This window comes from Clostridium tagluense (assembly GCF_003865095.1).
Taxonomy (GTDB): domain Bacteria; phylum Bacillota; class Clostridia; order Clostridiales; family Clostridiaceae; genus Clostridium_AD; species Clostridium_AD tagluense.
This window is the reverse complement of record NZ_BHYK01000003.1, coordinates 47,585-68,755: the sequence shown is the minus strand read 5'-3', so window position 1 is coordinate 68,755 and position 21,171 is coordinate 47,585. Positions and strand designations below refer to the sequence as shown.

The 21,171-nt window shown below is 32.9% G+C and carries 23 protein-coding genes; all 23 read left to right on the top strand.

Annotated features, from left to right (window positions below; genetic code table 11):
• Positions 1-1,560: a flagellar basal-body MS-ring/collar protein FliF gene (fliF, locus tag Ctaglu_RS03065; RefSeq protein ID WP_124997973.1), complete on the top strand. Its 1,560-nt coding sequence runs from the start codon at positions 1-3 to the stop codon at positions 1,558-1,560.
• A 6-nt stretch (positions 1,561-1,566) separates the two neighbouring features.
• Positions 1,567-2,580 (top strand): flagellar motor switch protein FliG, encoded by a 1,014-nt coding sequence (gene fliG, locus Ctaglu_RS03060; protein WP_124997971.1) that lies wholly within the window; start codon positions 1,567-1,569, stop codon positions 2,578-2,580.
• Positions 2,564-3,316, top strand: coding sequence for a FliH/SctL family protein (locus tag Ctaglu_RS03055; protein ID WP_124997969.1), 753 nt, complete (start codon positions 2,564-2,566; stop codon positions 3,314-3,316). Before fliG ends, Ctaglu_RS03055 begins: the two co-directional genes overlap by 17 nt.
• 16 nt (positions 3,317-3,332) lie before the next feature.
• Positions 3,333-4,649 carry a flagellar protein export ATPase FliI gene (fliI, locus tag Ctaglu_RS03050; RefSeq protein ID WP_124997967.1) on the top strand — a complete coding sequence of 439 codons (1,317 nt, stop codon included), beginning with the start codon at positions 3,333-3,335 and terminating at the stop codon, positions 4,647-4,649.
• 70 nt (positions 4,650-4,719) lie between these two features.
• On the top strand, positions 4,720-5,166 hold the full coding sequence (fliJ, locus tag Ctaglu_RS03045) for a flagellar export protein FliJ (RefSeq protein WP_124997965.1): 447 nt from the start codon (positions 4,720-4,722) through the stop codon (positions 5,164-5,166).
• Between the two features lie 5 nt (positions 5,167-5,171).
• Complete coding sequence (locus Ctaglu_RS03040; protein ID WP_124997963.1) at positions 5,172-6,839, top strand: flagellar hook-length control protein FliK; 1,668 nt, start codon at positions 5,172-5,174, stop codon at positions 6,837-6,839.
• Positions 6,840-6,886: 47 nt separating this feature from the next.
• Positions 6,887-7,678, top strand: coding sequence for a flagellar hook capping FlgD N-terminal domain-containing protein (locus Ctaglu_RS03035; protein WP_185732579.1), 792 nt, complete (start codon positions 6,887-6,889; stop codon positions 7,676-7,678).
• Positions 7,679-7,690: 12 nt separating this feature from the next.
• Positions 7,691-8,092 carry a TIGR02530 family flagellar biosynthesis protein gene (locus tag Ctaglu_RS03030; RefSeq protein ID WP_124997959.1) on the top strand — a complete coding sequence of 134 codons (402 nt, stop codon included), beginning with the start codon at positions 7,691-7,693 and terminating at the stop codon, positions 8,090-8,092.
• A 122-nt stretch (positions 8,093-8,214) separates the two neighbouring features.
• Positions 8,215-9,312, top strand: coding sequence for a flagellar hook-basal body complex protein (locus tag Ctaglu_RS03025; RefSeq protein WP_124997958.1), 1,098 nt, complete (start codon positions 8,215-8,217; stop codon positions 9,310-9,312).
• A 146-nt stretch (positions 9,313-9,458) separates the two neighbouring features.
• Positions 9,459-9,650: a flagellar FlbD family protein gene (locus Ctaglu_RS03020; RefSeq protein ID WP_124997956.1), complete on the top strand. Its 192-nt coding sequence runs from the start codon at positions 9,459-9,461 to the stop codon at positions 9,648-9,650.
• Positions 9,651-9,661: 11 nt separating this feature from the next.
• The gene (locus Ctaglu_RS03015; protein ID WP_124997954.1) at positions 9,662-10,474 is read left to right on the top strand and encodes a motility protein A; all 813 of its coding nucleotides are present in this window, start codon (positions 9,662-9,664) and stop codon (positions 10,472-10,474) included.
• Positions 10,467-11,201: a flagellar motor protein MotB gene (locus Ctaglu_RS03010; RefSeq protein WP_124997952.1), complete on the top strand. Its 735-nt coding sequence runs from the start codon at positions 10,467-10,469 to the stop codon at positions 11,199-11,201. Before Ctaglu_RS03015 ends, Ctaglu_RS03010 begins: the two co-directional genes overlap by 8 nt.
• The gene (locus Ctaglu_RS03005; RefSeq protein WP_124997950.1) at positions 11,198-11,662 is read left to right on the top strand and encodes a flagellar basal body-associated FliL family protein; all 465 of its coding nucleotides are present in this window, start codon (positions 11,198-11,200) and stop codon (positions 11,660-11,662) included. The genes Ctaglu_RS03010 and Ctaglu_RS03005 overlap by 4 nt, the downstream gene beginning before the upstream one ends.
• 11 nt (positions 11,663-11,673) lie before the next feature.
• Positions 11,674-12,039 carry a flagellar biosynthetic protein FliO gene (gene fliO / locus Ctaglu_RS03000; RefSeq protein WP_124997948.1) on the top strand — a complete coding sequence of 122 codons (366 nt, stop codon included), beginning with the start codon at positions 11,674-11,676 and terminating at the stop codon, positions 12,037-12,039.
• Positions 12,023-12,853, top strand: coding sequence for a flagellar type III secretion system pore protein FliP (fliP, locus tag Ctaglu_RS02995; RefSeq protein WP_124997946.1), 831 nt, complete (start codon positions 12,023-12,025; stop codon positions 12,851-12,853). The genes fliO and fliP overlap by 17 nt, the downstream gene beginning before the upstream one ends.
• Positions 12,854-12,863: 10 nt before the next feature.
• Positions 12,864-13,133 carry a flagellar biosynthesis protein FliQ gene (gene fliQ / locus Ctaglu_RS02990; protein ID WP_124997944.1) on the top strand — a complete coding sequence of 90 codons (270 nt, stop codon included), beginning with the start codon at positions 12,864-12,866 and terminating at the stop codon, positions 13,131-13,133.
• 11 nt (positions 13,134-13,144) lie between these two features.
• Complete coding sequence (locus Ctaglu_RS02985) at positions 13,145-14,983, top strand: fused FliR family export protein/FlhB family type III secretion system protein (protein ID WP_124997942.1); 1,839 nt, start codon at positions 13,145-13,147, stop codon at positions 14,981-14,983.
• Positions 14,984-14,992: 9 nt separating this feature from the next.
• The gene (flhA, locus tag Ctaglu_RS02980; protein WP_124997940.1) at positions 14,993-17,062 is read left to right on the top strand and encodes a flagellar biosynthesis protein FlhA; all 2,070 of its coding nucleotides are present in this window, start codon (positions 14,993-14,995) and stop codon (positions 17,060-17,062) included.
• Positions 17,059-18,258, top strand: a complete 1,200-nt coding sequence (gene flhF, locus Ctaglu_RS02975; protein WP_124997938.1) for a flagellar biosynthesis GTPase FlhF — start codon at positions 17,059-17,061, stop codon at positions 18,256-18,258. Before flhA ends, flhF begins: the two co-directional genes overlap by 4 nt.
• Positions 18,252-19,112, top strand: a complete 861-nt coding sequence (locus Ctaglu_RS02970; protein WP_124997936.1) for a MinD/ParA family protein — start codon at positions 18,252-18,254, stop codon at positions 19,110-19,112. Before flhF ends, Ctaglu_RS02970 begins: the two co-directional genes overlap by 7 nt.
• A gap of 12 nt (positions 19,113-19,124) precedes the next feature.
• A complete protein-coding gene (locus Ctaglu_RS02965; protein WP_124997934.1) occupies positions 19,125-19,769 on the top strand; it encodes a flagellar brake protein in 645 nt (214 codons plus the stop codon).
• Between the two features lie 11 nt (positions 19,770-19,780).
• Positions 19,781-20,512: a FliA/WhiG family RNA polymerase sigma factor gene (locus tag Ctaglu_RS02960; RefSeq protein WP_124997932.1), complete on the top strand. Its 732-nt coding sequence runs from the start codon at positions 19,781-19,783 to the stop codon at positions 20,510-20,512.
• 17 nt (positions 20,513-20,529) lie between these two features.
• A complete protein-coding gene (locus Ctaglu_RS02955) occupies positions 20,530-20,994 on the top strand; it encodes a DUF6115 domain-containing protein (RefSeq protein ID WP_124997930.1) in 465 nt (154 codons plus the stop codon).
• The last annotated feature ends 177 nt before the right edge of the window (positions 20,995-21,171 follow it).

The window sequence follows — 21,171 nt, the reverse complement described above, 5'->3', positions numbered from 1 at the left end:
ATGAGTAAGCTATTTGAAATGAAGAATAAAATTTCGCAAGGCTTTGGTAAATTAAGTAAAAGCAAAAAAATAGCTTATAGTTTACTTGCAGGCGTGATTATAGTAGCCCTTGGATCTTTTATAGTAGTGGCATCGAAAACTAAGTATGATGTGTTATTTTCAAATATGACACCAGCGGATTCAGGTGCTATTGTAGCTAAGTTAAAAGAAAAAAAAGTTACATATCAGGTAACTGGTAATTCTATACTAGTGCCTAAGGCGGATATTGATAGCCTTAGAATGGAACTTATGTCAGAGGTTAAGATTACAGAGGGAAGTCAAGGATTTGAACTTTTTGATAATGGGAAAATGGCACCTACAGATACAGAAACTAAAATTATGTATCAACGGGCACTCGCTGGAGAGATTGAAAGAGCTATTAAGTCGTTTCCTGAAATTGAAGGAGCTAAGGTTAATTTGGTTTTACCAGAAAACACAGCTTTTGTTCGTGAAACAGAGCCAGCTAGTGCTTCTGTTGTATTAAAACTTAAGCCAGATACTAAACTTGCTAGTGAGCAGGTGAAGGCAATAGTTGCATTGTTAACCGGAGCTGTAGAAAATCTTCCAAAGGAAAATGTAAGTATAGTATCTGATAAATTTCTGCTTTTGACTGAGGGTTTATATGATAAAGAAAAAGATACTTTAACTGGTTCTACAGATAAGCAACAAGTATTAAAAGCGCAAATTGAAAAGGAATTAGAAACGAAAATAATGAAGGTCCTAGAGCCTATATATAAAAGCGGAGTAAGAGTTTCCGTTAATACAGAGCTTGATTTTGATGCAATTCAAAGAAAAAATATTACATATGATGAAAAAAAGGGAGCAGTAGTGAGTTCACATGACATTGAGACATGGAATGGGGGCACTAGCACTGGCTTATCCACTAGTCCTGTAGATGAGGCTTCAAAAAACACTTCACCTACAACTACTAAGGATGGAACCATTGTGAATAAAGAGTCAACAAAAAATTACGAGAACTCAAAAACAGAAGAAGATCTAGTGAAGGCACCTGGGGGAATTAAAAGAATTACTACTTCAGTTGTATTAGACGGTAATTTAGATCAAAATACTAAAACTTCTGTAAATAATTTAGTTGCGCAAGCTATAGGGTACTCTGAAGGAAGAAAGGACTCTATAAGTGTAGAAGGAATGTATTTTAATAGTGATAGTAAAAAGCAGGCTGAAAAGGCACTGCTAGATATAGCAAATGCTGATAAAGCAGCTGCAAAGAAAGTGACATACACTCGTATTGGATATGGAGTTTTAGCTATTTTATTATTTATTATATTGCTTCTTGTAATTCGTAGGTCTAGTAAGAAAAAGGAAATAGCATCTGAAGGCATTGATATGATAATTGGAGATAATATCTCTCCAAAGCAGGAAGAGCTTTTTGCTCCTATTGAATTTGAAGTTAACGATGAAAAATCTAATATGGAAAAACAAGTTAAGAAGTACGCGGCAGATAAACCAGAACAAGTTGCGGAAATAATTAAGTCTTGGCTGACGGAAGATGAGAGGTGATAAATAATGGCTAAAGGTGAAAAACTTACAGGGATTCAGAAGGCGGCTATATTATTTATAACCTTAGGCCCAGACGCTTCATCAGGTATAATAAAGAAATTACCAGAAAAGGATATCCAAAAGATAACCTATGAAATTGCTAATATAGTTTCAGTTAAAGCTGATCAAAGACAGGCAATTTTAGATGAATTTATGGAAATGAATAAGGCAAAGGATTTCCTTTTAGAAGGTGGAGTTGACTATGCAAGGAATTTGCTTTCAAAAGCACTTGGTAACCAAAGGGCAAAAGAGATATTGGACAAGGTTATGGAAGAAACTCAACAATATAGACCTTTTGCTATTGCAAGGAAAGCAGATGCACATCAACTTTTGAATGTTATGGCTAATGAGCATCCGCAGACCATAGCACTTATTATGTGTTACATGCAGCAAGATAAAGCAGCGCAGATAATGTCAGCTTTGCCACTGGATTTGCAAAGTGAAGTATCTTTTAGAATTGCAACTATGAGCAGTATTTCTCCTATGGTTGTTAAAGAAATTGAAAAAGTTTTAGATGCAAAATTATATTCTGTTATTAGAACTGATACTACTGTAGTTGGTGGAATCGAATCCTTAGTAGGTATTTTAAACCAAGTAGATAGAACTACTGAAAAGAATATTACCGAGGGTTTAGAGCGAGAAGATGCAGAACTTGCAGAAAAGATTAAAGAATCTATGTTTGTATTTGAGGATATTATCACCTTGGATGATGTTGCAATACAAAGAATCTTAAGAGAAGTAGATACTAAAGACTTATCTCTTGCATTAAAGGGCTGTTCAGAAGAAGTGGCAAATAGCATATTCAAAAATCAATCTAAGAGAGCCGCAGCATCTTTAAAAGAAGACATGGAGTTCCTAGGACCAGTTAGACTTATGGATGTTGAAAAAGCACAACAAAAAATTGTTGGTATTTTGCGAAGGTTAGATGAAGCTGGTGAAATTGTACTTTCAAGGGGTGGCGAAGATGCGCTCATCCTTTAATGTTATAAAAAATTCAAGAGTTATAAATCAGGGAAATAAGGAAATAAACACTCAGTTAAGTGGGTCTTCTGTTGGAGAAAAGTTGGGTGAAAATCATGAAACCAAAATAGAAAATATTACTAGCTATGAGAATATAGCTAGTAGTATAGTAGGGAATGCACAAATAGAAAGTGGGAAAATTATTTCCAAAGCTTTTGTAGATGCAGCAGAGGCAAAAGCACTAGCATTTAAAGAGGGGATAGAAGAAGGACACAAGGAAGGCTATGAAAATGGTTATAATGAAGCTATTGAAGCGGCAAGTCAGGAGGCTCAGAAAATTAGAGGGGATGCTGATTCTATATTAGTTGCAGCAAAAGCGGAGTATAATGATTATTTAATAGAAAAAGAACAACATATAAAAGCCTTAGTTGTAAGTATAGCTGAAAATATCTTAAAAAGAGAAGTCCTGGAGAAAAATGCCTTAGACGAAATGATTTTTAATTGTATAAAAGATGAAAGAAATATAAAATCTTATATTATAAAAAGTAATAGTTCGCATTTTGCTGCCATAAAGGATCAAATTGAAAGTTGGAAAGGAAGACTTGCTTTTCAAGGGGATATATTTGTAATAGAGGATGATTTTTTAGACGATGGAACTGCTGTTATTGAAAAAGATACAGGTAAAAGTGTTGTAAGTATATCTTACGGTATAGAAAAAATAATAGAAATTTTTCAGCAGGAGCAAATACAAATTTAGAAGGGCGAGAACTATTATGATAGATCTGAATTTTGAGTATTTAATGAATAAAATTCCTGATATTAACTACACTTACTGCGAAGGTGTGGTAGTTAATGTTATAGGACTTACTATTGAAGTTCAAGGAATAACGGCTTTTGTTGGTGAAGTGTGTAAAATTTATAATATATCAAATGAGGAAATAACCTGTGAAGTTGTTGGATTTAGAGATAAAAATGTAATTCTAATGCCACTTGGGGAACTAGTGGGCATATCGCCAGGATGCATAGTAGTGCCAACTGGTAGTCCATTGACCGTTAAATGCTCAGATGAATTGTTTGGAAAGGTCCTAGATGGCTTAGGTAATCCATTAAAAGGCCCTGAAATTAGCAAATACACAACTTATCCACTTAATGCATCCCCTCCAGATCCTCTAAAAAGACGTAGAATAACAGAGATTTTACCTACTGGAATTAGAGCCATTGATGGTTTTTTAACTTGTGGCGAGGGGCAAAGAATTGGTATCTTTGCAGGTAGTGGAGTAGGCAAGAGTACAACTCTTGGAATGATAGCAAGAGAAGCAAAAGCAGAGGTAAATGTTATAGCACTTATTGGAGAAAGAGGACGAGAAGTACTGGATTTTATAGAAAAAGACTTAGGCGAAAAAGGAATGAAAAAATCAATTATTGTATGTGCAACTTCTGATAAGTCAGCCCTAGTAAGGTTAAAGGGGGCATTTACAGCTACAGCTATTGCAGAATACTTTAGAGATCAAGGAAAAAAAGTCATTCTAATGATGGATTCAGTAACAAGATTTGCCATGGCACAACGAGAAATTGGACTAGCTATAGGAGAGCCCCCGGCTACTAAAGGCTATACTCCATCAGTGTTTGCAATGTTACCTAAATTAATGGAGCGTAGTGGAATGTCACTCAAGGGATCTATTACAGCTTTTTATACAGTACTTGTGGATGGTGATGATTTTAATGAACCAATAGCAGATGCTGTTCGAGGTATACTAGATGGACACATAGTTTTATCTCGATCACTAGCTTCAAAAAACCATTATCCAGCTATTGATGTTTTAAGTAGTGTAAGTAGGTTAATGTCTGAAATTGCAACATTAGACCATAAGCAAGCTGCCTCAGCAGCAAGGGAGCTTATGGCAACTTATAAAGATTCTGAAGATTTAATAAATATTGGAGCCTATGTAAAGGGAAGTAGCGAAAAAATTGACAAGGCAATTAAGTATAATGATAGCATAGAGTCTTATTTAAAGCAGGGCATAAATGATACTACAGACTTTAACCTTAGCTTAGAATTGCTGAAAAACATGTTTAATGATATTCCATAAACCTAGGTGATGATTTAATTAAAGATTCATATAGAGGTGCTTAAAAAGGTTCTTAGAGAGGAGTTTTAAATTGGGCGATGTATATAAGTTTAGATTGCAAAAGCTTCTTGATATTAGAAAAGATATTGAAGATAAAAGCAAACTCCAATTTAAAGAAGCACAAAGAGAAAAAGAATTGGTGGAGGACCAGCTAAATACATTGAAGGGAAAATATGAAATCTATAGAAATATAGATTCATATGAATCAGTTGTTGAGCAGAAAATGAAACAAAATTATTTAAATGCTCTAAATTTGGCTATTGACGAAACCGCAGTAGTTTTAGAGGGCAAAGAAGAAATTCTAGGTCAAAAAAGACAAGAATTGAAACAATGTCAAGTTGAAAAGAAGACTGTTGAGATTTTAAAAGAAAATCAACAGAGAGCTTTTTTAAAAGAGCAGAATTTAATAGAACAAAAAACTAATGATGAGTTTGCACTTTATGCTTTTATTAGAAATAATCACAAGGAGGGGAGGTGAAAAAAATGAACGTAAATAATGTCATGACATATGCTACTTCTAAAAAAGTTGATGCTCCAAAACAAACAAATAAAAGTGAAGAATTTAAAAAGGTTTTAGATAATCATGAATTGAATTCTAAGAATTTTTCAAATGAAAATATCCAGAAAAAAAACAATAAAGAGGAAAATTTAGGTAAAACCAATAAGGGAAGCTTGGATAAAGTAAATAACAAAAATCAGAGCAATGATGTTGAAAAAACCACAGTGAAGGCTAGTGCCCCAAAGGATTTAAGCAGCGCTTATGATAATAATGAAGTAAAAGCAAAGATAGTTAATATCATAGAAAAATCTATTGGTTTACTAAAGCAAAACACTGAGAAACTTTCAAAGGAAGCTGTGGGTGAAGAATCTGGGGACCAGATGGCTCAAATGCAGCAGTTACTACAACTTTTCAACAATCTACTTCAAAGTTTAGAGGAAACTCCAGCTAATCTTAAGGGTGGGGATGAACTTAATCCTATTACCTTAGAAAGTTTAGTGGGGGCAGAGCAATCAATTCCTGATGCAAAGAGTATTTTTAAAAACGCTCTTAGTGAAATAGCTGCGTTGCAAGAAAAATCAAAAGGATTAGTGGGCGCGAAGCAATTAATTCCTGATGCAAAGAATATTTTTAAAAGCGGTCTTAGTGAAATAGGCGCGTTGCAAGAAAAATCAAAAGGGAATGAAACTTTAGTAGCTATACCTCAGGAAATTGAACTTAATCCTATTAAACCAAAAGGATCAAATGACATAGAACAATTAATTGGGATAAAGCAATTAACTCCTGATGCAAAGATTATGTTAAAAAGTAATCTTAGTGAAATAGTAGGGCTGCTAGAAAAATCAGACAAGGTGGTGCCTTCTCAAATAATTGAAGTGCTACAAAAACTAACGACTGTAGTAGAAGAGTTAAAAGTTCCTACTGTCCCAACTCTTAGCGAAAATAGTGAGGACAAATCAATAAAAGATAATCTCCTAAAAAAGGTAATGGAACTAAGTAATAAGACTAGTTCTGAAATTCTTCCTAAAAGCCAAATGCAAAGCTCAAATGATTATAAAAATGGAAGCAAATTTTCAGGGAATAGTTCCTCAGAAGAAAGTTTTCTTAGTAATTTGATTAGCGAAGATAAGGATGAAATGAAAATATCAAAAGCAGTTAATTTTATGAATCAATTTGAAGCTATAAAAACTGTAGACACAGTTAAGGTACAAGCTGTTAATTTAGTCATTGATAAAAGTAATTTTACAGTAGATGTAATTAAAAATATAAAATTCATGGAAGTTAATAATATTAAGGATTTAACAGTAAAAATGAATCCTAAGGAACTTGGAGAAATAACTATAAAGCTTACTATGGAAAGTGGGATAATGAAGGCTAGTGTATCAGCTCAAAATAAAGACACTTATAATTTGTTAAATCAAAATATCCAGGATATTAGTGATAAATTAAAAAATATGGATATTAAAATTCAAAGCTTAGATATAAATATTTATGAGGACTCTACATTTTTTAATAACAACTCAAACGAGAAAAATAACAATGGGAATAAAAATAATAACACAAGTACAAATATGGGTTTAGAAGAGGAAGAAGATATTTCTATAAGCAATAACTATTCTATAGAAGAAAATCAAGTAAATAAATTTGTTTAAAAATAAATTAATATTTTGCACAAGAAAAATGTAAGGGAGTGACAAATGTGGCTATAGATGGACCAATAATAGCACCTCAAATTATACCAAGTAGCGCAATTACTACCAGTGGACAAGGGAAAACACAAAAAATAACGGAAAATGGTACTGCAATTGTTCAATCAGGGAAGACGGAAGCAGATAGTGCAGCAAGAGCAACTAACAGAGGGACTAGGATTGTTAAAAAGGGTGAAGAGATGGACAAAAACTCTTTTTTAAAAATTCTTTCAGCAGAACTTTCTAACCAAGATCCAACTAAGGGTAAGGATGGTACAGAATTTGTAGCTCAATTGGCTCAATTTGCCACACTGGAGCAGATGACAAATTTAAATAGCACTGTGGCTTTTTCAACATCTTCTTCACTAGTGGGTAAGATGGTAGCTCTTAGTAGTTATGATGCAAGGGGAGTGCAATATGGAGGCATTGTGAAGGCTGTTTATAAAGAAGCAGGTATAAATAAGCTTTCAGTACAACTTACAGATGGGAGCATGAAAAATTTTCCAGCTGACACTTTGTCAGATATTTTAGATGTACCAGATTATAGATTAGATTATATAAATGGAAACACAAGTTTTTCAAGTGCAGTAAGTTTAATGGACAAACAGGTGGAAGCTTTGGCGCCAAAAAATGCTGATGGAAAAGATGGTAAAAACTATACTGGTATAGTTAAAAGTGTTTTCAGGGGTACAAACGGTGTTAATTTAACTATTGCATGCCAGGAAAATGGACAAGAAATTTCCAAGGATATAAATTATGCTGATATAATAAAAGTACAACAGCAAGTATCTAATGGGAAATAGTAAGGTGATATTATGTCATATAGAGTGATAAATGGTAAGCTGTACGATGCAAAAGATTTTTCTGATTATTCTTATGCAAACCTGCAAGGAAATAAGGTTAAAGATAATAAAGAAATTACAGATTTTAAACAGGTTTTAGAAAAACAGATAAAAAAAGAAGAATGTTTCACCATATCCTCTCATGCAGCACAAAGGCTTAATAGTAGAAATATTGATTTTGATGCTACTGATATGGAGAAGATTAACCAAGGAATAAATATCGCAGAGGACAAAGGTGCGAAGCAATCCTTAATATTATATAAGGATATGGCACTTATAACCAGTATTAAAAATAGGACTGTAATTACTGCTTTAGACAAAAATCAAAGCGAAATAAATATAATAACCAATATAGATAGTGTAGTTATGATATAAGCTGGACCTTTAAGGAAGCTTAACTTTGTGGAAATACAGAAGCAAAGTCATCACTAAAAAATTATAATTACATTATAAATCTATTGGAATTTAGCTAAAAACAAAAAAATGGAGGTAATATTATGTTAAGATCATTATATGCAGGAATAAGTGGAATGAAAGCAAATCAAGTTAAACTAGATGTTATAGGAAATAATATAGCTAACTGTGGAACTACATCTTTTAAAGGTGCAAGAGTTAGATTTCAAGATATGGTAAGCCAAAATATGTCTCAAGCATTAGCTCCAGGAGCAAGTCAAGGAGGAATTAACCCAAAGCAAGTAGGGCTAGGAGTACAAGTTGCAGGAATAGATACGTTGGTAGGCCAAGGAGGGATGCAACCAACATCTAGAAACCTAGATGTTGCTATGGATGGAGAAGGGTACTTAATGGTAGCTAAAGGTCGAACACCTGTTACAAATGATCTGGGTGTGGGTATAAATACAACAGAACATACAGCAAGTCCTCCTAGCGGAACGGATTTGTTCTACACGAGAGACGGTGCTTTAACTTTAGATAAGAGCGGTAATTTATTAAATTCTGATGGGTTAAGAGTACTAGGTTATGCTATTAGTAGTGGTGATGGTACAAATGCAAGTGTAGACTATGACTTGTCTAAATCAACTACTGAGCCACCAACTTCGCCCACTCTAACTTATGTTAATGCAGATAGCACAACTTTAACTCCAAGCGCAACACTAGTTCCTCTTGTTATACCAGAAAAAATTAGTGTTCCTGCTGATGATACTACTACTCCTCCTACTCTTGGGGGTGATTTTAGAGTCAAAACCTTTTCTATAGAAAAAGATGGAGTAATAAAAGCTGTTTTAGAGGGTGGTAAAGTAGCAATATTAGGACAAATTGCTGTAGCTTCATTTAAAAATCCAGCAGGATTATCTAAAGTTGGGGGAAACATATATCAAAATACTTCTAACTCTGGGGCTGCAATAGTGAGAACGGGAAAGAATGTAGTTCCTGCTGATGGTGCTACGGATGCTGGTGTTGTAGACAACGGCGCAGGCTACGGTGATATGCTTCAAGGAATGCTTGAAATGTCAAATGTTGACCTAGCTGAGCAATTTACAGATATGATAATTGCAACCAGAGCCTTCCAAGCAGCAGGTAAGACAATTAGTACAGGAGATGAAATATTACAGGATATAATAGGGTTAAAGAGATAGTATAAAGTAAGAAATTCTAAAGTGAATTTGTAATAAATCTCAAATACTAAAAGTATTTGAGATTTACCAAATTCATTTAATTTTAGTTATTTTTGAATTATAGCTTATAATACTGGATTGTAAATCGTAAATCATAGGAGGTTCCCATGATAAAACTTACAGGCTTAAACAAAGAAGAATTTATATTAAATGCTGAAGTTATAGAAAAAATTGAAACAATGCCAGAAACATTAATAACTTTAGTAAACGGCAAGAGGTATATTGTACTTGAGAGCACAGAGGCAGTAATTGATAAAATAATAAAATATAAGAACAGGATATTTACTGGTAAGGTATAGGGGGCAGTGGCATGAAAAAACATGATTTTTTGACCAGTATTGGAATTGTAATTGGGTTTGGTTTAACTTTATGGGGGATGGCATCTGGTGGAACTAGTTTAAAAATATTTTATGATCCTGCTTCAATAGCAATTACAGTAGGGGGATCCTTTGCTGCACTGCTAATAGCTTATCCTATTGGAGCTATGAATAAAGTGTTTAAGGTCATTATACAATCTTTTAAAGAGAGTACAGCATCTAGCTCTGAGATTATTAATAGCTTTACAACACTATCTAAAAAAGCAAGAAAAGAGGGACTTTTATCCCTTGAAGATGAAATGGTACAATTAACTAATGAGTTTTTAAAAAAAGGGCTCCAAATGGTGGTGGATGGTCTTGAACCTGAAGCAATAAAGGATATTATGGAACTAGAAATAGGAGAGATGGAGCGACGTCATAGCGATGGAGCGAATATGTTAAAAGCTTGGGCAGCTTATGCACCAGCTTTTGGTATGCTTGGTACCCTTATAGGACTTATACAAATGCTTGCAAATCTAAGTGATTCCTCAGCCCTAGCTTCTGGTATGGGAAAAGCATTAATAACTACATTCTATGGAGCACTACTGGCAAACTTAATATTGGTTCCTATGGCACAAAATCTAAATTATAAATCTAGTATTGAAGTAAATAATCGGGAAATGATGCTTGAGGGAATACTTGCAATTCAATCCGGGGTAAATCCAAGGATTGTTGAAGAAAAATTGACATCATACTTATCACCAGTTGACAGAGCTAAATTTACTGCGGAGCAAGCTAAAGCAGCTAGGGTGACAGATAATGTCTAGAAAAAAAAATGGTGGAGATGAGATGCGAACGGATGCTTGGCTAGCTACCTTTGCAGATACAATGACACTTCTTCTTACTTTTTTTGTATTATTATATTCTTTTTCCACAGTTGATGCAGCTAAGTTCAAACAAATTGCATCCTCACTTCAATCAGTACTAACAGGTGAAACTGGAACTAGTATCTTAGAGTTCAATGTAAAAAATGGAGAAGTTCCATTAGTTGGGGAACCAATGCCAACCACAACACCAAGTAAAGATACACAAGACATATATGAAAAGGTTCAAAGCTTTATAAAAAAGCAAAAACTAGAGGGTACGGTAGTGATAAAATCTGATAGCAGGGGAGTTATTATTCAACTTAAGGCAAATATTTTGTTCCAAAGTGGAAAAGCAGAAATTATAGATAATAGTAAGCCAGTGTTAAATTCAATAAATGGTCTAATATCTACTCTTCCTAATGATATTGTAATAGAGGGACATACGGATAGTTTACCAATTAGCAATTTTGAATATAAAAACAACTGGCAATTATCCTCTGCTAGAGCCTTAAATGTGCTTGAATATTTTGTAACAGTTAAGAAGCAACCCTATCCTGCGCGATTTAAATCTATTGCTTGCGCTGAATATCAACCTATTGTACCAAATATTAATGAAACAAACAGAGCATTAAATAGAAGAGTAAATATATTAATTGTTGCAAGTGAAAAGGAGGCTACTAAAAAATGAGCGAAAAAACACAAAAACCAAAAAAAGGAAATAGTTTAAAAATAATTATTATAATTCTATTAGTATTAATTGTAGTAGGCGGTGCAGCCGCAGCTGCGTATATAGTGGGTCAAAAAGGTTCAGGTGCCAAGACCACAGTAGTTAAAGTTGTGGAAAGTAATGAAATAACTTTCCCATTGGAGGAATTTTTAGTGAATTTAATGGATGAGGATGGAAAGCGTTATCTAAAGGTGAAGGTTGTTATTGGGTATGAAGAAAATAAGGAGTTAGAAGCAGAACTAACAGCAAAAACACCCATAATTAGGGATGTAGTCATTGCGGCTCTTAGATCAAAAAAAACTACGGACTTTAGTGCAACAGGCGTTGATGCTATAAAGAATCAGCTAATTAAAAGTATAGATCCTATTTTAACAAAAGGAAAAGCATCCCATATATATTTTAACGATATATTGGTACAGTAGGTGATAGAATCATGGATTTAGAATTTTGGACATTACTTTTAAAAATATTAATATTTTTACCTTTCATATTACTTTTATTATATTTATCTTTAAAATATGGTGGTAATAAACTTCAAAAATTGCAAAATGGTAGATATATGAAAGTAATAGACCGGATTGCTCTATCTAAGGATAATAGCATTATAGTTGTAAAAATCGGAGAAAAAGCCTATGCAGTTTCTTCTAGTTCCAAGGAAATTAATATTTTATTTGAGTTGCCAAAGGAAGAGGTTAGTACAATTGAAAATATTAAAGAGCTACCTCAGTATGATGACATGAAGGAACTATTCAAAAAACATATTATGAAAAAGGGTGCTAAAGATGAAAATAAAAAATAAAAACCTGATTATTTTTGCTTTGATTATGGTAATAGTGGGGATTGTTACAATAAAAGTAGTAAATGCTGCTCCACAAACATTACCAATACCAAAAATTAATCTTTCTATTGATAAAGCCACTACTCCGACGGATTATGTAGATAATATTAAGCTGTTAATGGCTCTTACTGTACTTACCTTACTTCCTTCAATTATTATAATGACTACCAGTTTTGTAAGGATAATTATAGTACTATCCTTATTTAAAAGTGCTATTGGTGTCCAACAGGCAATACCAAAAGAGGTTATAATTGGACTAGCTCTATTTTTAACATTTTTTACTATGGCACCAACCTTTACAAAAGTCAATAAGGAGGCTTTAACTCCCTATTTGAATAATAAAATAACTCAATCTGTTGCCATTGATAAAGGATCTAAACCAATGAGGGATTTTATGTTAAAACAGACCAGAGCTAAGGACTTAAAACTTTTTTTAGAGGTGGGAAAATTAGAAGATACAGTTAAAAATGAAGTTGATGCAAAGGGCAAAGTGGTAATGAGCAAAGGAAAGCCTAAACTTACCTATGATAAAGTACCTCTATATGCAGTGGTACCTTCTTTTATAATAAGTGAACTAAGGCGAGCTTTCGAAATGGGATTTTTATTATTTATCCCTTTTATTATAATTGATATTGTTACGGGTAGTGTTCTTATGGCTATGGGAATGATGATGTTACCACCAGTTATGATTTCTCTCCCATTTAAATTATTGTTATTCATTATGGTAGATGGTTGGAATCTGCTTGTAAAATCGTTAATTATGAGTTTTAGTTGAGGTGAATTAAATGACTGAGAATATTGTGTTATCTATAATGAAAGATGCTATTCAAACTGCAATATTGGTATCGGCTCCTATACTACTTGTAGCAACTTTAGTAGGGTTAATAATAAGTATATTTCAAGCTACTACTCAAATCCAGGAGCAAACATTAACCTTTGTGCCAAAATTACTTGCAGCAGCACTAATTGGCTTATTAATGGGTAGTTGGATGCTTCACATTTTAGTTGATTTTACAACTAGAATTTTTGAACTTATTGCTAATATGGGAGGTTAGGTGGAGATATATTGATTAATACAGCTTATTATTTAGGCTTTATAATGGTGCTACTGCGAGTATCAGCCTTCGTTATGGGTATACCAATTTTCTTTCCTAAGGGTACTCCTGCAATGGTTAAAGTTGGATTTTGTGTTGTTTTTACTTTTCTGATTTTGCCAGGCGTTAATTATGCAAATGTAAGCTTAATTACGAATAACACTGGACTCATAAAATTCTGTATAGATGAGGTTATTACTGGACTCGCATTAGGATACATAACAAAGTTTTGTTTTTTCTCAGCGCAGATGGCAGGTCAGCTTATGGATTTCCAAGTTGGGTTTTCCATGATGAGCATGTTTGATCCTATATCTAATGAGAATGTTACACTGCTTGGAAGGTTACTTTACTGGGTAAGCATGGTAATGTTTTTTGTTGTAGATGGCCATCATATGCTGATAAGGGCTATTATTGATTCTTTTAACGTTGTTAATATTGGAAAGTTTATACTTTCACAAGGAACAGCTATGATGATGGTGAAAATTTTTATAGAATTTTTTACACTTGGATTTAAAATAGCAATACCAATTATTTTGATAATTATTATAACGGATTTAGCTATGGGACTAGTGTCAAGAACTGTACCACAATTAAATGTTATGATTTTAGGTATGCCAATAAAAATACTAGTAGGACTCAGTTGTTTTGCTTTAGTACTACCTATTGTCATAAAATTAATAGTAAATTCTTTTTACACTATTCCAGATATAATTAAAGCTTTCTATAAGGTAATACCCTTGCTAATTTTTGCCTCATCGGATAGCGGTGAAAAAACCGAAGAAGCTACTCCCAAAAAGAAAAGTGATTCAAAGAAAAAGGGTCAAGTAGCAAAGAGTAAGGAATTATCATCTACCGTTACACTACTCACCTCAACACTTTTACTCATAATGCTCGGTGCCTATATATTAGATACATTAAAAGGTGTAATGATTATTTTTTTAGAAAATTATTTAACATTGATTGTTACTGAGGAAACTTTTAGAACGGTGCTTTTTGTTTCTATAATAAAATTTGGGCTTTTGCTTTTACCAATTATGGTGCCTATTATGATAATGGGAGTGGTGGCAAGTTTGATGCAATCTGGTTTTATACTTACTGGTGAACCACTTAAACCTGATTTAAAAAAACTAAGTCCTATAAGTGGATTTAAGAAAATTTTTTCTACAAGATCCCTGGTGGATTTACTGAAAAATTTAGCTATAGTTACCACCATAGGAATAGTAGCTTACAATTTTATCAAAGACAATTATTTACAAATGATGAATTATGGAAGTCTGAAAATAGAGGCCATTTTAGTTGTTTTTGGAAAATTGGTAATAGACATATTTTTTAAAATCGCCATAATTATGCTTATAATATCTGTAATTGATTTTGCATACCAAAAATATAAGCATAATAAAGAACTTAAAATGAGTATGCAGGAAGTTAAAGAAGAATATAAACAACAAGAAGGAGACCCACAAATTAAATCGAAAATTAGGCAAAAGCAAAGAGAAATGGCATCAAGTAGAATGATGCAATCAGTTCCCGATGCTACTGTGGTTATCACAAACCCTACTCATCTAGCTATTGCTATTAAATATGAGCAGGGAGGCGAAGGGGCACCAATAGTTGTGGCTATTGGTGCAGATAATGTGGCTATAAAAATAAAAGAAGTTGCTAAAGAAAATGATATCCCAATTATTGAAAATAAACCACTAGCAAGGTTAATATATAAAGAATTAGATATAGGCTCAGAAATTCCAACGGAAATGTATGGAGCTGTGGCGGAGATATTGGCACTGGTATACAAATTAAAGAAAAGAAAGTAGTGGAGGGTAATTGTGGCTGAAAAAGTAAGAGTTAACATAAAAAATAATGTGGATGTTTTAGTAGCATTTGGCGTAATGGGAATAATTTTAATGATAATAATTCCATTACCACCAAAGCTTCTTGATGTAATAATTGCACTGAATATTACACTAGCAGTTGTAATTTTACTATTAACAATGTTTACAACGGAAGTTTTGCAATTTTCAGTTTTTCCAACATTACTGCTTATTACAACACTTTTAAGATTGGGGCTAAATATTTCATCTACAAGGCTAGTATTAACAGAGGCTTATGCAGGAGATATAATTGAGGCCTTTGGTGAATTTGTTGTTGGAGGTAATTATGTAGTTGGAATAATTATTTTCTTAATAATAATTGTTATACAGTTTATAGTTATTACAGCAGGTGCAGGTAGAGTTTCTGAAGTTTCTGCCAGATTTACACTAGACGCTATGCCAGGTAAACAGATGAGTATTGATGCTGATTTGAATGCAGGTGCTATAACTGAAGAAGAGGCAAGAGCGAGAAGAACAAAATTGCAGGATGAAGCTAGTTTTTATGGAGCAATGGATGGAGCTTCTAAATTTGTAAAGGGAGATGCAATAGCTGGTATAATTATTACCATGATTAATATTTTTGGTGGGATAATTATAGGTGTACTGATGCTTAAAATGCCGATTGCAAAAGCTGCAACTACTTATGTACGCCTTACAGTAGGTGATGGTCTTGTAGGCCAGATTCCGGCGCTTTTAATATCAGTTGCGTCAGGTATTCTAGTTACGCGGTCTGGTAGCACTACAAATTTAGGAACTCAAGTAACGGCGCAACTTACAGCATTTCCAAAGGTTATTGCCCTAGCATCAGTGGTATTATTAGTTTTGGCTGCTATTCCAGGTATGCCTCATCTTGTTTTTATTTTGCTATCCATTGCTACGGCAACCAGTGCATATTTCTTGCATAAGGATGAAAAAGATCAAAAAATTATGAGAATAGAAAATGATGAACAAGAAAATTTTGAAACTGAAAACAGAGAACCAGAAAATGTAATGAGTCTGATTTCTGTGGAACCTATGGAAATAGAAATAGGATATGGATTAATCCCTCTGGCAGATGAAGCTACAGGAGGAGACCTATTACAACGAATAGCTTCAGTAAGAAGACAATGTGCCCTTGAAATGGGGATTGTTGTTCAACCTATTAGAATTAAAGATAATTTGCAACTTAAAACAAATGAATACGTAGTTAAAATTCGTGGAACTGTAATAATTAAAGGTGATTTAATGCCAAGCATGTTACTTTGTATTGACCCTAGTTCTGAAGATATTAATATACAAGGTATTAATACAATTGAACCCACTTTTGGACTGCCGGCAGTGTGGATAAATAATGATCAAAGAGAGGATGCAGAAATAAAGGGACTAACAGTTGTAGATCCAACTACTGTAATGGTCACTCATTTAACAGAAACTATTAAAACTCATGCATTTGAACTCCTAGGCAGGCAGGAAACTAAGCTATTAATTGATTCTGTAAAAGAAAAATATAATACTGTAGTAGAAGAATTAATACCAGATCTTATGACTATTGGTGAGGTTCAAAAGGTTCTTCAAAGTTTACTTAAAGAAAGAGTAGCTATAAAGGATATGGTCACAATACTTGAGTCTTTGGCGGATAATTCTAGAATAACTAAGGATTTAGAAGTATTAACAGAATATGTTCGTTTTTCTCTGGGAAGAAGTATCTGTAATGGACTAGTTGACGATAATGGAAGTATAACAATTATGACGCTTTCACCAGAAGTTGAAAATATTATTTCAAGTAACATTCAAAAGTCCCTACAGGGATCTTTTCCAGCAGTTGATCCGGGTACCACAGGTAAGATATTGAATTCTATTAAAAATAATATTAGCACAATTTATTTTCATAATAATCAACCAGTAATACTAGTATCTCCAAAGATAAGGCCAGCTTTTAGAAAATTAATTGAGATGGTATTTCCTACTATTTGCGTGCTTTCTCTCAATGAGATACCAAATGAAGTTGAGATTAAAACTGAAGGGGTTGTGACTCTACAATGATTATAAAACGATATGTAGTGAATAACATGAACGAAGCCATGACAAGAATAAGATATGAACTAGGCTCGGAAGCTGTAATTATAAGTCAAAGGAAAATTCGAAAACCAGGAATAAAAGGATTATTTTCACACAAGATTATTGAAGTTACTGCAGCTATTGAAAATGAAATAAGTGAGCAAAATCAAGATGTGAAAGAAAGCATCGAAGCAATTAAAAAAGTTGTGGAGCAGCAAAATGAAATTAAAGCCTATCCTAGGGAACCTGAAAAACAAGTTAATAGCCTACATAAAAATTCGGAGTATGCAAAGGAGCGCAATACTGTTAACAAAAAGGCTAACAGTATTGATTCCACAACTGACCTAATGAGCGAAATGAAACAAATGAAAACTATGATAAGTAAGCTTACCAGTGATAATATCCCAGGAAATAATAAAAGTGATATAGAAAAAATGTTAGAAGAGAATGATGTAGATAGTGAAATTATCGTAAATATAATGAGGAAAATTGAAAATTTTAAAACTAAAGATGAGCTGCAAACTAGTGAATATGAAAAATTGAAACTTGTGCTAAAAGAAATGATTCATGTTACTAAGCCGAGTTTACAAGGAAGAATAGTTATGGTAGGACCAACAGGTGTAGGGAAAACTACAACTATTGCAAAACTTGCAGGAAGGCTAGCACTAGTGGAGAAGAAAAAAGTGGGACTAATTACTGTAGATACTTACAGAATTGGTGCAGTTGAGCAGCTTAAAACTTATGCTGATATTATGAACATACCTTTTAAAGTAGTATACAATATGAAGGATATGGATGATGCTATAGAGTCTATGAATGAATGTGAGGTAGTATTAATTGATACTACTGGAAGAAGTAGTAAAAACAAAATGCAAATCTCTGAACTCCGAACTTTTGTTGAAAAAGCAGATACAAAAAACATCAATTTAGTACTAAGTTCTACAACAAAGAACAAAGATATTAAATATATTATTGAAGGATATCAAATTTTGAATTATAATAGTATAATAGTAACTAAATTAGACGAAACTTCCACTTATGGTTCCATACTTAATATATTAGAAACTGCCCAAAAACCCTTAAGTTTTGTGACAACTGGTCAAAATGTACCTGATGATATTAAAGAGTTATCCGATGACAAAATTATTAGTCTTATATTAGGAGAGGATACTATATGCTAGACCAAGCACAAGGACTTAGACAAATGGCATTGAAAAATCTTGATAGTTTGGATAGTAAGCCTAGAATTATAACAGTTACCTCTGGTAAAGGTGGAGTGGGGAAAAGTAATATAGTAGTTAATTTATCTATTGCACTTCAAAAGATGGGTAGGAAAGTTATGATTTTTGATGCAGATATAGGCATGGGAAATGATGATATTATAATGGGATGCTCTTCAAGGTATAACGTATTTGATGTTATAAGCAATGGTAAAGAAATTGAGGATGTTGTAATAAATGGACCATTTGGGGTGAAACTTCTTCCAGGAGGTTCCGCTATTATGAAAGTTGAGGACTTGACAGAAATTCAAAGGAATGTATTTTTAAATAAACTTACTGCTTTAACAGGACTAGATTATATAATAATGGATACTGGTGCTGGTGTAAATAAAAGTGTTTTGGGTTTCATTGCTTGTTGTGAGGATTTAATAATTGTAACAACTCCAGAGCCTACTTCACTAACAGACGCATATAGTCTACTTAAGGCTGTTAAGCATTTTAAAATTAAAGATTCTGCGAAAGTTATAGTGAATAGATCCTTAGATAATAATGAAGCTAATATGACTTTTAATAAGTTTAACAATGCTGTTACTAAATTTCTTGATATGAAATTAGAATATTTAGGTAAAATAAGTGAAGATAAAAAATTAGCTTATGCAGTAAGAGCTCAACAACCTGTAATTCTAAGTTATCCGACTTCAGAGTCCGCTCGGGATATAAATAGTATTGCAAGTAAAATTGAAGGTATGAATGATAAGACAAGTGGTATGGGTATAGAAGGATTATTTAAGAAAATTTTCAGTATTTTTTCGTAAGGGGTTGAGGTAATGACTAAGGTTGATTTTGCCATAAACAAGAAAGTGGAAATATTAGTTGACGAAAGATATTATAATACTAACATACAAGATTTAACAGAGGAATATATAGCAATTAGTGTTCCTCTGAGTGCAGGTCAATATGTTCCATTGTCAAGGGGAGATATTATAGATGTGATTTATTATGAAGATGAAAATCTTTATAAATTTAAATCTTCAGTTATAGGACGTAAAATTGAAAATATACCTATTTTACTTATATCAAAACCTTTGGAAATAGAAAAGATTCAAAGAAGAAAATATGTTAGGATATCATTGATAAACACTGCTAAATATAAAAACCTTAAGAATCAGCCTAAAATAAGTCCAAAGGCCATAGATGAGAGCGAATATCTGAAGGCTTCAATAGTTGATTTAAGTGGTGGTGGCATGAAGGTCAGAGTATCAGAAGAAATTGTGAAGAATGATTTTATTTTGGTAAATTTAACGGTTAATAACGAAGAGATACATATAGTGGGACAAGCAAAGAGAATCCAAAAAGATGATGAAGGTAGGTTTGTTTGTGGACTTAGCTTTGAATTTTTAGATAATTTAACAAGGGAAAGAATAATTAAATACATATTTCAACTTATGAGAGAACAGATGAAAAAAATTTAGGAGGCGTTTATATGTCCATAGCGAGTTTAGCTGATGTGCGAGAGCAAATTGTTAAAACCAATATACCCTTAGTTAAATATATCGCATCTAGAGTAATAATTGGAAAAACCAAATATGTGCAATATGAAGATTTAATTAGTTATGGAATGGTTGGACTTATGGATGCACTAGGAAAATTTGATGCAACTAAAGGCATGAAGTTTTCAAGTTATGCATCAATAAGAATAAAAGGTGCTATGATTGATGAACTTCGTAAGAATAGCCCCATCTCTAAGGGCGCTATGGATAAGCTTAATAGGTATAATGAAGCAATTGAGAGGCTACAGAAGCTTCTTTATAGAGAGCCTTCAAACCATGAAATTGCAAAGGAACTGGGAATTACAATTGATGAGGTAGCTGATATTGAGAATAATATAAATTATATATCTGTAGTTTCACTAGAAGATCTAATATTTTCGGATGAGGATGAAATGCCACTTAGTGGTACAATTAAGGATGATAGAAGTCCAAGCCCAGAAAAAGTATTAGAGGAAAAAGAGCAAATTGAATATTTATCCTTAGGCCTTGATAACCTAAAAGAGAAAGATAAAATGGTTTTAACCTTATATTATTACGAAGGACTTACACTAAAAGAAATAGGGAATATTTTAAATGTATCTGAATCAAGAGTATGTCAACTTCACAGTAGGGCCCTTGTAAATCTAAGAAAAGCTCTAGTAAAACTGAAATATGAAATACTATAGAATTTGGAGTGAATTATATGACGGGTTTATTAATTTTTATTGGATTAATTCTTGTAATTTTAAATGTCTTATCTATAAAAAAGCAGAACAAGTCCTTTAAAGGAGCTCTAGGAAATGCCATAGAAAATACTAATGATTATGACATTAGAATAGGAGAGCTTAGACGAGAATTTTCTGAAAGTATTTTGGAACTTCAAAGTGAATTAGTGCAAATTAAAGAAATTATGAAAAAAAATGAGGTCACAAATAAAAACTTAGATATTTCATATATAGAGCAAGCTAAACATAGAGAAAATATAGAGGAAATTGATGATGAAAACGAAAATGAAATTATTATAGATGAAGTGCATAATAAAAACAGTGAAAAGCTGGAGGAAATAAAGAGACTATTTGCCGAAGGATTATCTGTGGGAGAAATATCGGAAATATTGCATTTAGGTAAGGGGGAAGTACTATTAATAAAGGATTTATATATAAGATAAAAAATTTAATAGGCTTTCTAAGTGATAGTAAAATTCTAATAGGAATAGGAATTGGCCTGATTATTTCTGCAATTTTATTAAGTGGTGCAAAGATAAATTATGAAATGAGTAAAGGTAAGGTGGAAATAAGGGCTAGAGGATATGGAATGCGTTACCCTGATGAAATGCCAATTATTA

What these genes read in the sequence shown, in the direction of transcription:
- fliF (WP_124997973.1), top strand. Translation starts at nt 1, where the DNA reads ATGAGTAAGCTATTTGAAATGAAGAATAAAATTTCGCAAGGCTTTGGT.
- fliG (WP_124997971.1), top strand. Translation starts at nt 1,567, where the DNA reads ATGGCTAAAGGTGAAAAACTTACAGGGATTCAGAAGGCGGCTATATTA.
- Ctaglu_RS03055 (WP_124997969.1), top strand. Translation starts at nt 2,564, where the DNA reads ATGCGCTCATCCTTTAATGTTATAAAAAATTCAAGAGTTATAAATCAG.
- fliI (WP_124997967.1), top strand. Translation starts at nt 3,333, where the DNA reads ATGATAGATCTGAATTTTGAGTATTTAATGAATAAAATTCCTGATATT.
- Ctaglu_RS03040 (WP_124997963.1), top strand. Translation starts at nt 5,172, where the DNA reads ATGAACGTAAATAATGTCATGACATATGCTACTTCTAAAAAAGTTGAT.
- Ctaglu_RS03030 (WP_124997959.1), top strand. Translation starts at nt 7,691, where the DNA reads ATGTCATATAGAGTGATAAATGGTAAGCTGTACGATGCAAAAGATTTT.
- Ctaglu_RS03025 (WP_124997958.1), top strand. Translation starts at nt 8,215, where the DNA reads ATGTTAAGATCATTATATGCAGGAATAAGTGGAATGAAAGCAAATCAA.
- Ctaglu_RS03020 (WP_124997956.1), top strand. Translation starts at nt 9,459, where the DNA reads ATGATAAAACTTACAGGCTTAAACAAAGAAGAATTTATATTAAATGCT.
- Ctaglu_RS03015 (WP_124997954.1), top strand. Translation starts at nt 9,662, where the DNA reads ATGAAAAAACATGATTTTTTGACCAGTATTGGAATTGTAATTGGGTTT.
- Ctaglu_RS03010 (WP_124997952.1), top strand. Translation starts at nt 10,467, where the DNA reads ATGTCTAGAAAAAAAAATGGTGGAGATGAGATGCGAACGGATGCTTGG.
- Ctaglu_RS03005 (WP_124997950.1), top strand. Translation starts at nt 11,198, where the DNA reads ATGAGCGAAAAAACACAAAAACCAAAAAAAGGAAATAGTTTAAAAATA.
- fliO (WP_124997948.1), top strand. Translation starts at nt 11,674, where the DNA reads ATGGATTTAGAATTTTGGACATTACTTTTAAAAATATTAATATTTTTA.
- fliP (WP_124997946.1), top strand. Translation starts at nt 12,023, where the DNA reads ATGAAAATAAAAAATAAAAACCTGATTATTTTTGCTTTGATTATGGTA.
- fliQ (WP_124997944.1), top strand. Translation starts at nt 12,864, where the DNA reads ATGACTGAGAATATTGTGTTATCTATAATGAAAGATGCTATTCAAACT.
- flhF (WP_124997938.1), top strand. Translation starts at nt 17,059, where the DNA reads ATGATTATAAAACGATATGTAGTGAATAACATGAACGAAGCCATGACA.
- Ctaglu_RS02970 (WP_124997936.1), top strand. Translation starts at nt 18,252, where the DNA reads ATGCTAGACCAAGCACAAGGACTTAGACAAATGGCATTGAAAAATCTT.
- Ctaglu_RS02965 (WP_124997934.1), top strand. Translation starts at nt 19,125, where the DNA reads ATGACTAAGGTTGATTTTGCCATAAACAAGAAAGTGGAAATATTAGTT.
- Ctaglu_RS02960 (WP_124997932.1), top strand. Translation starts at nt 19,781, where the DNA reads ATGTCCATAGCGAGTTTAGCTGATGTGCGAGAGCAAATTGTTAAAACC.
- Ctaglu_RS02955 (WP_124997930.1), top strand. Translation starts at nt 20,530, where the DNA reads ATGACGGGTTTATTAATTTTTATTGGATTAATTCTTGTAATTTTAAAT.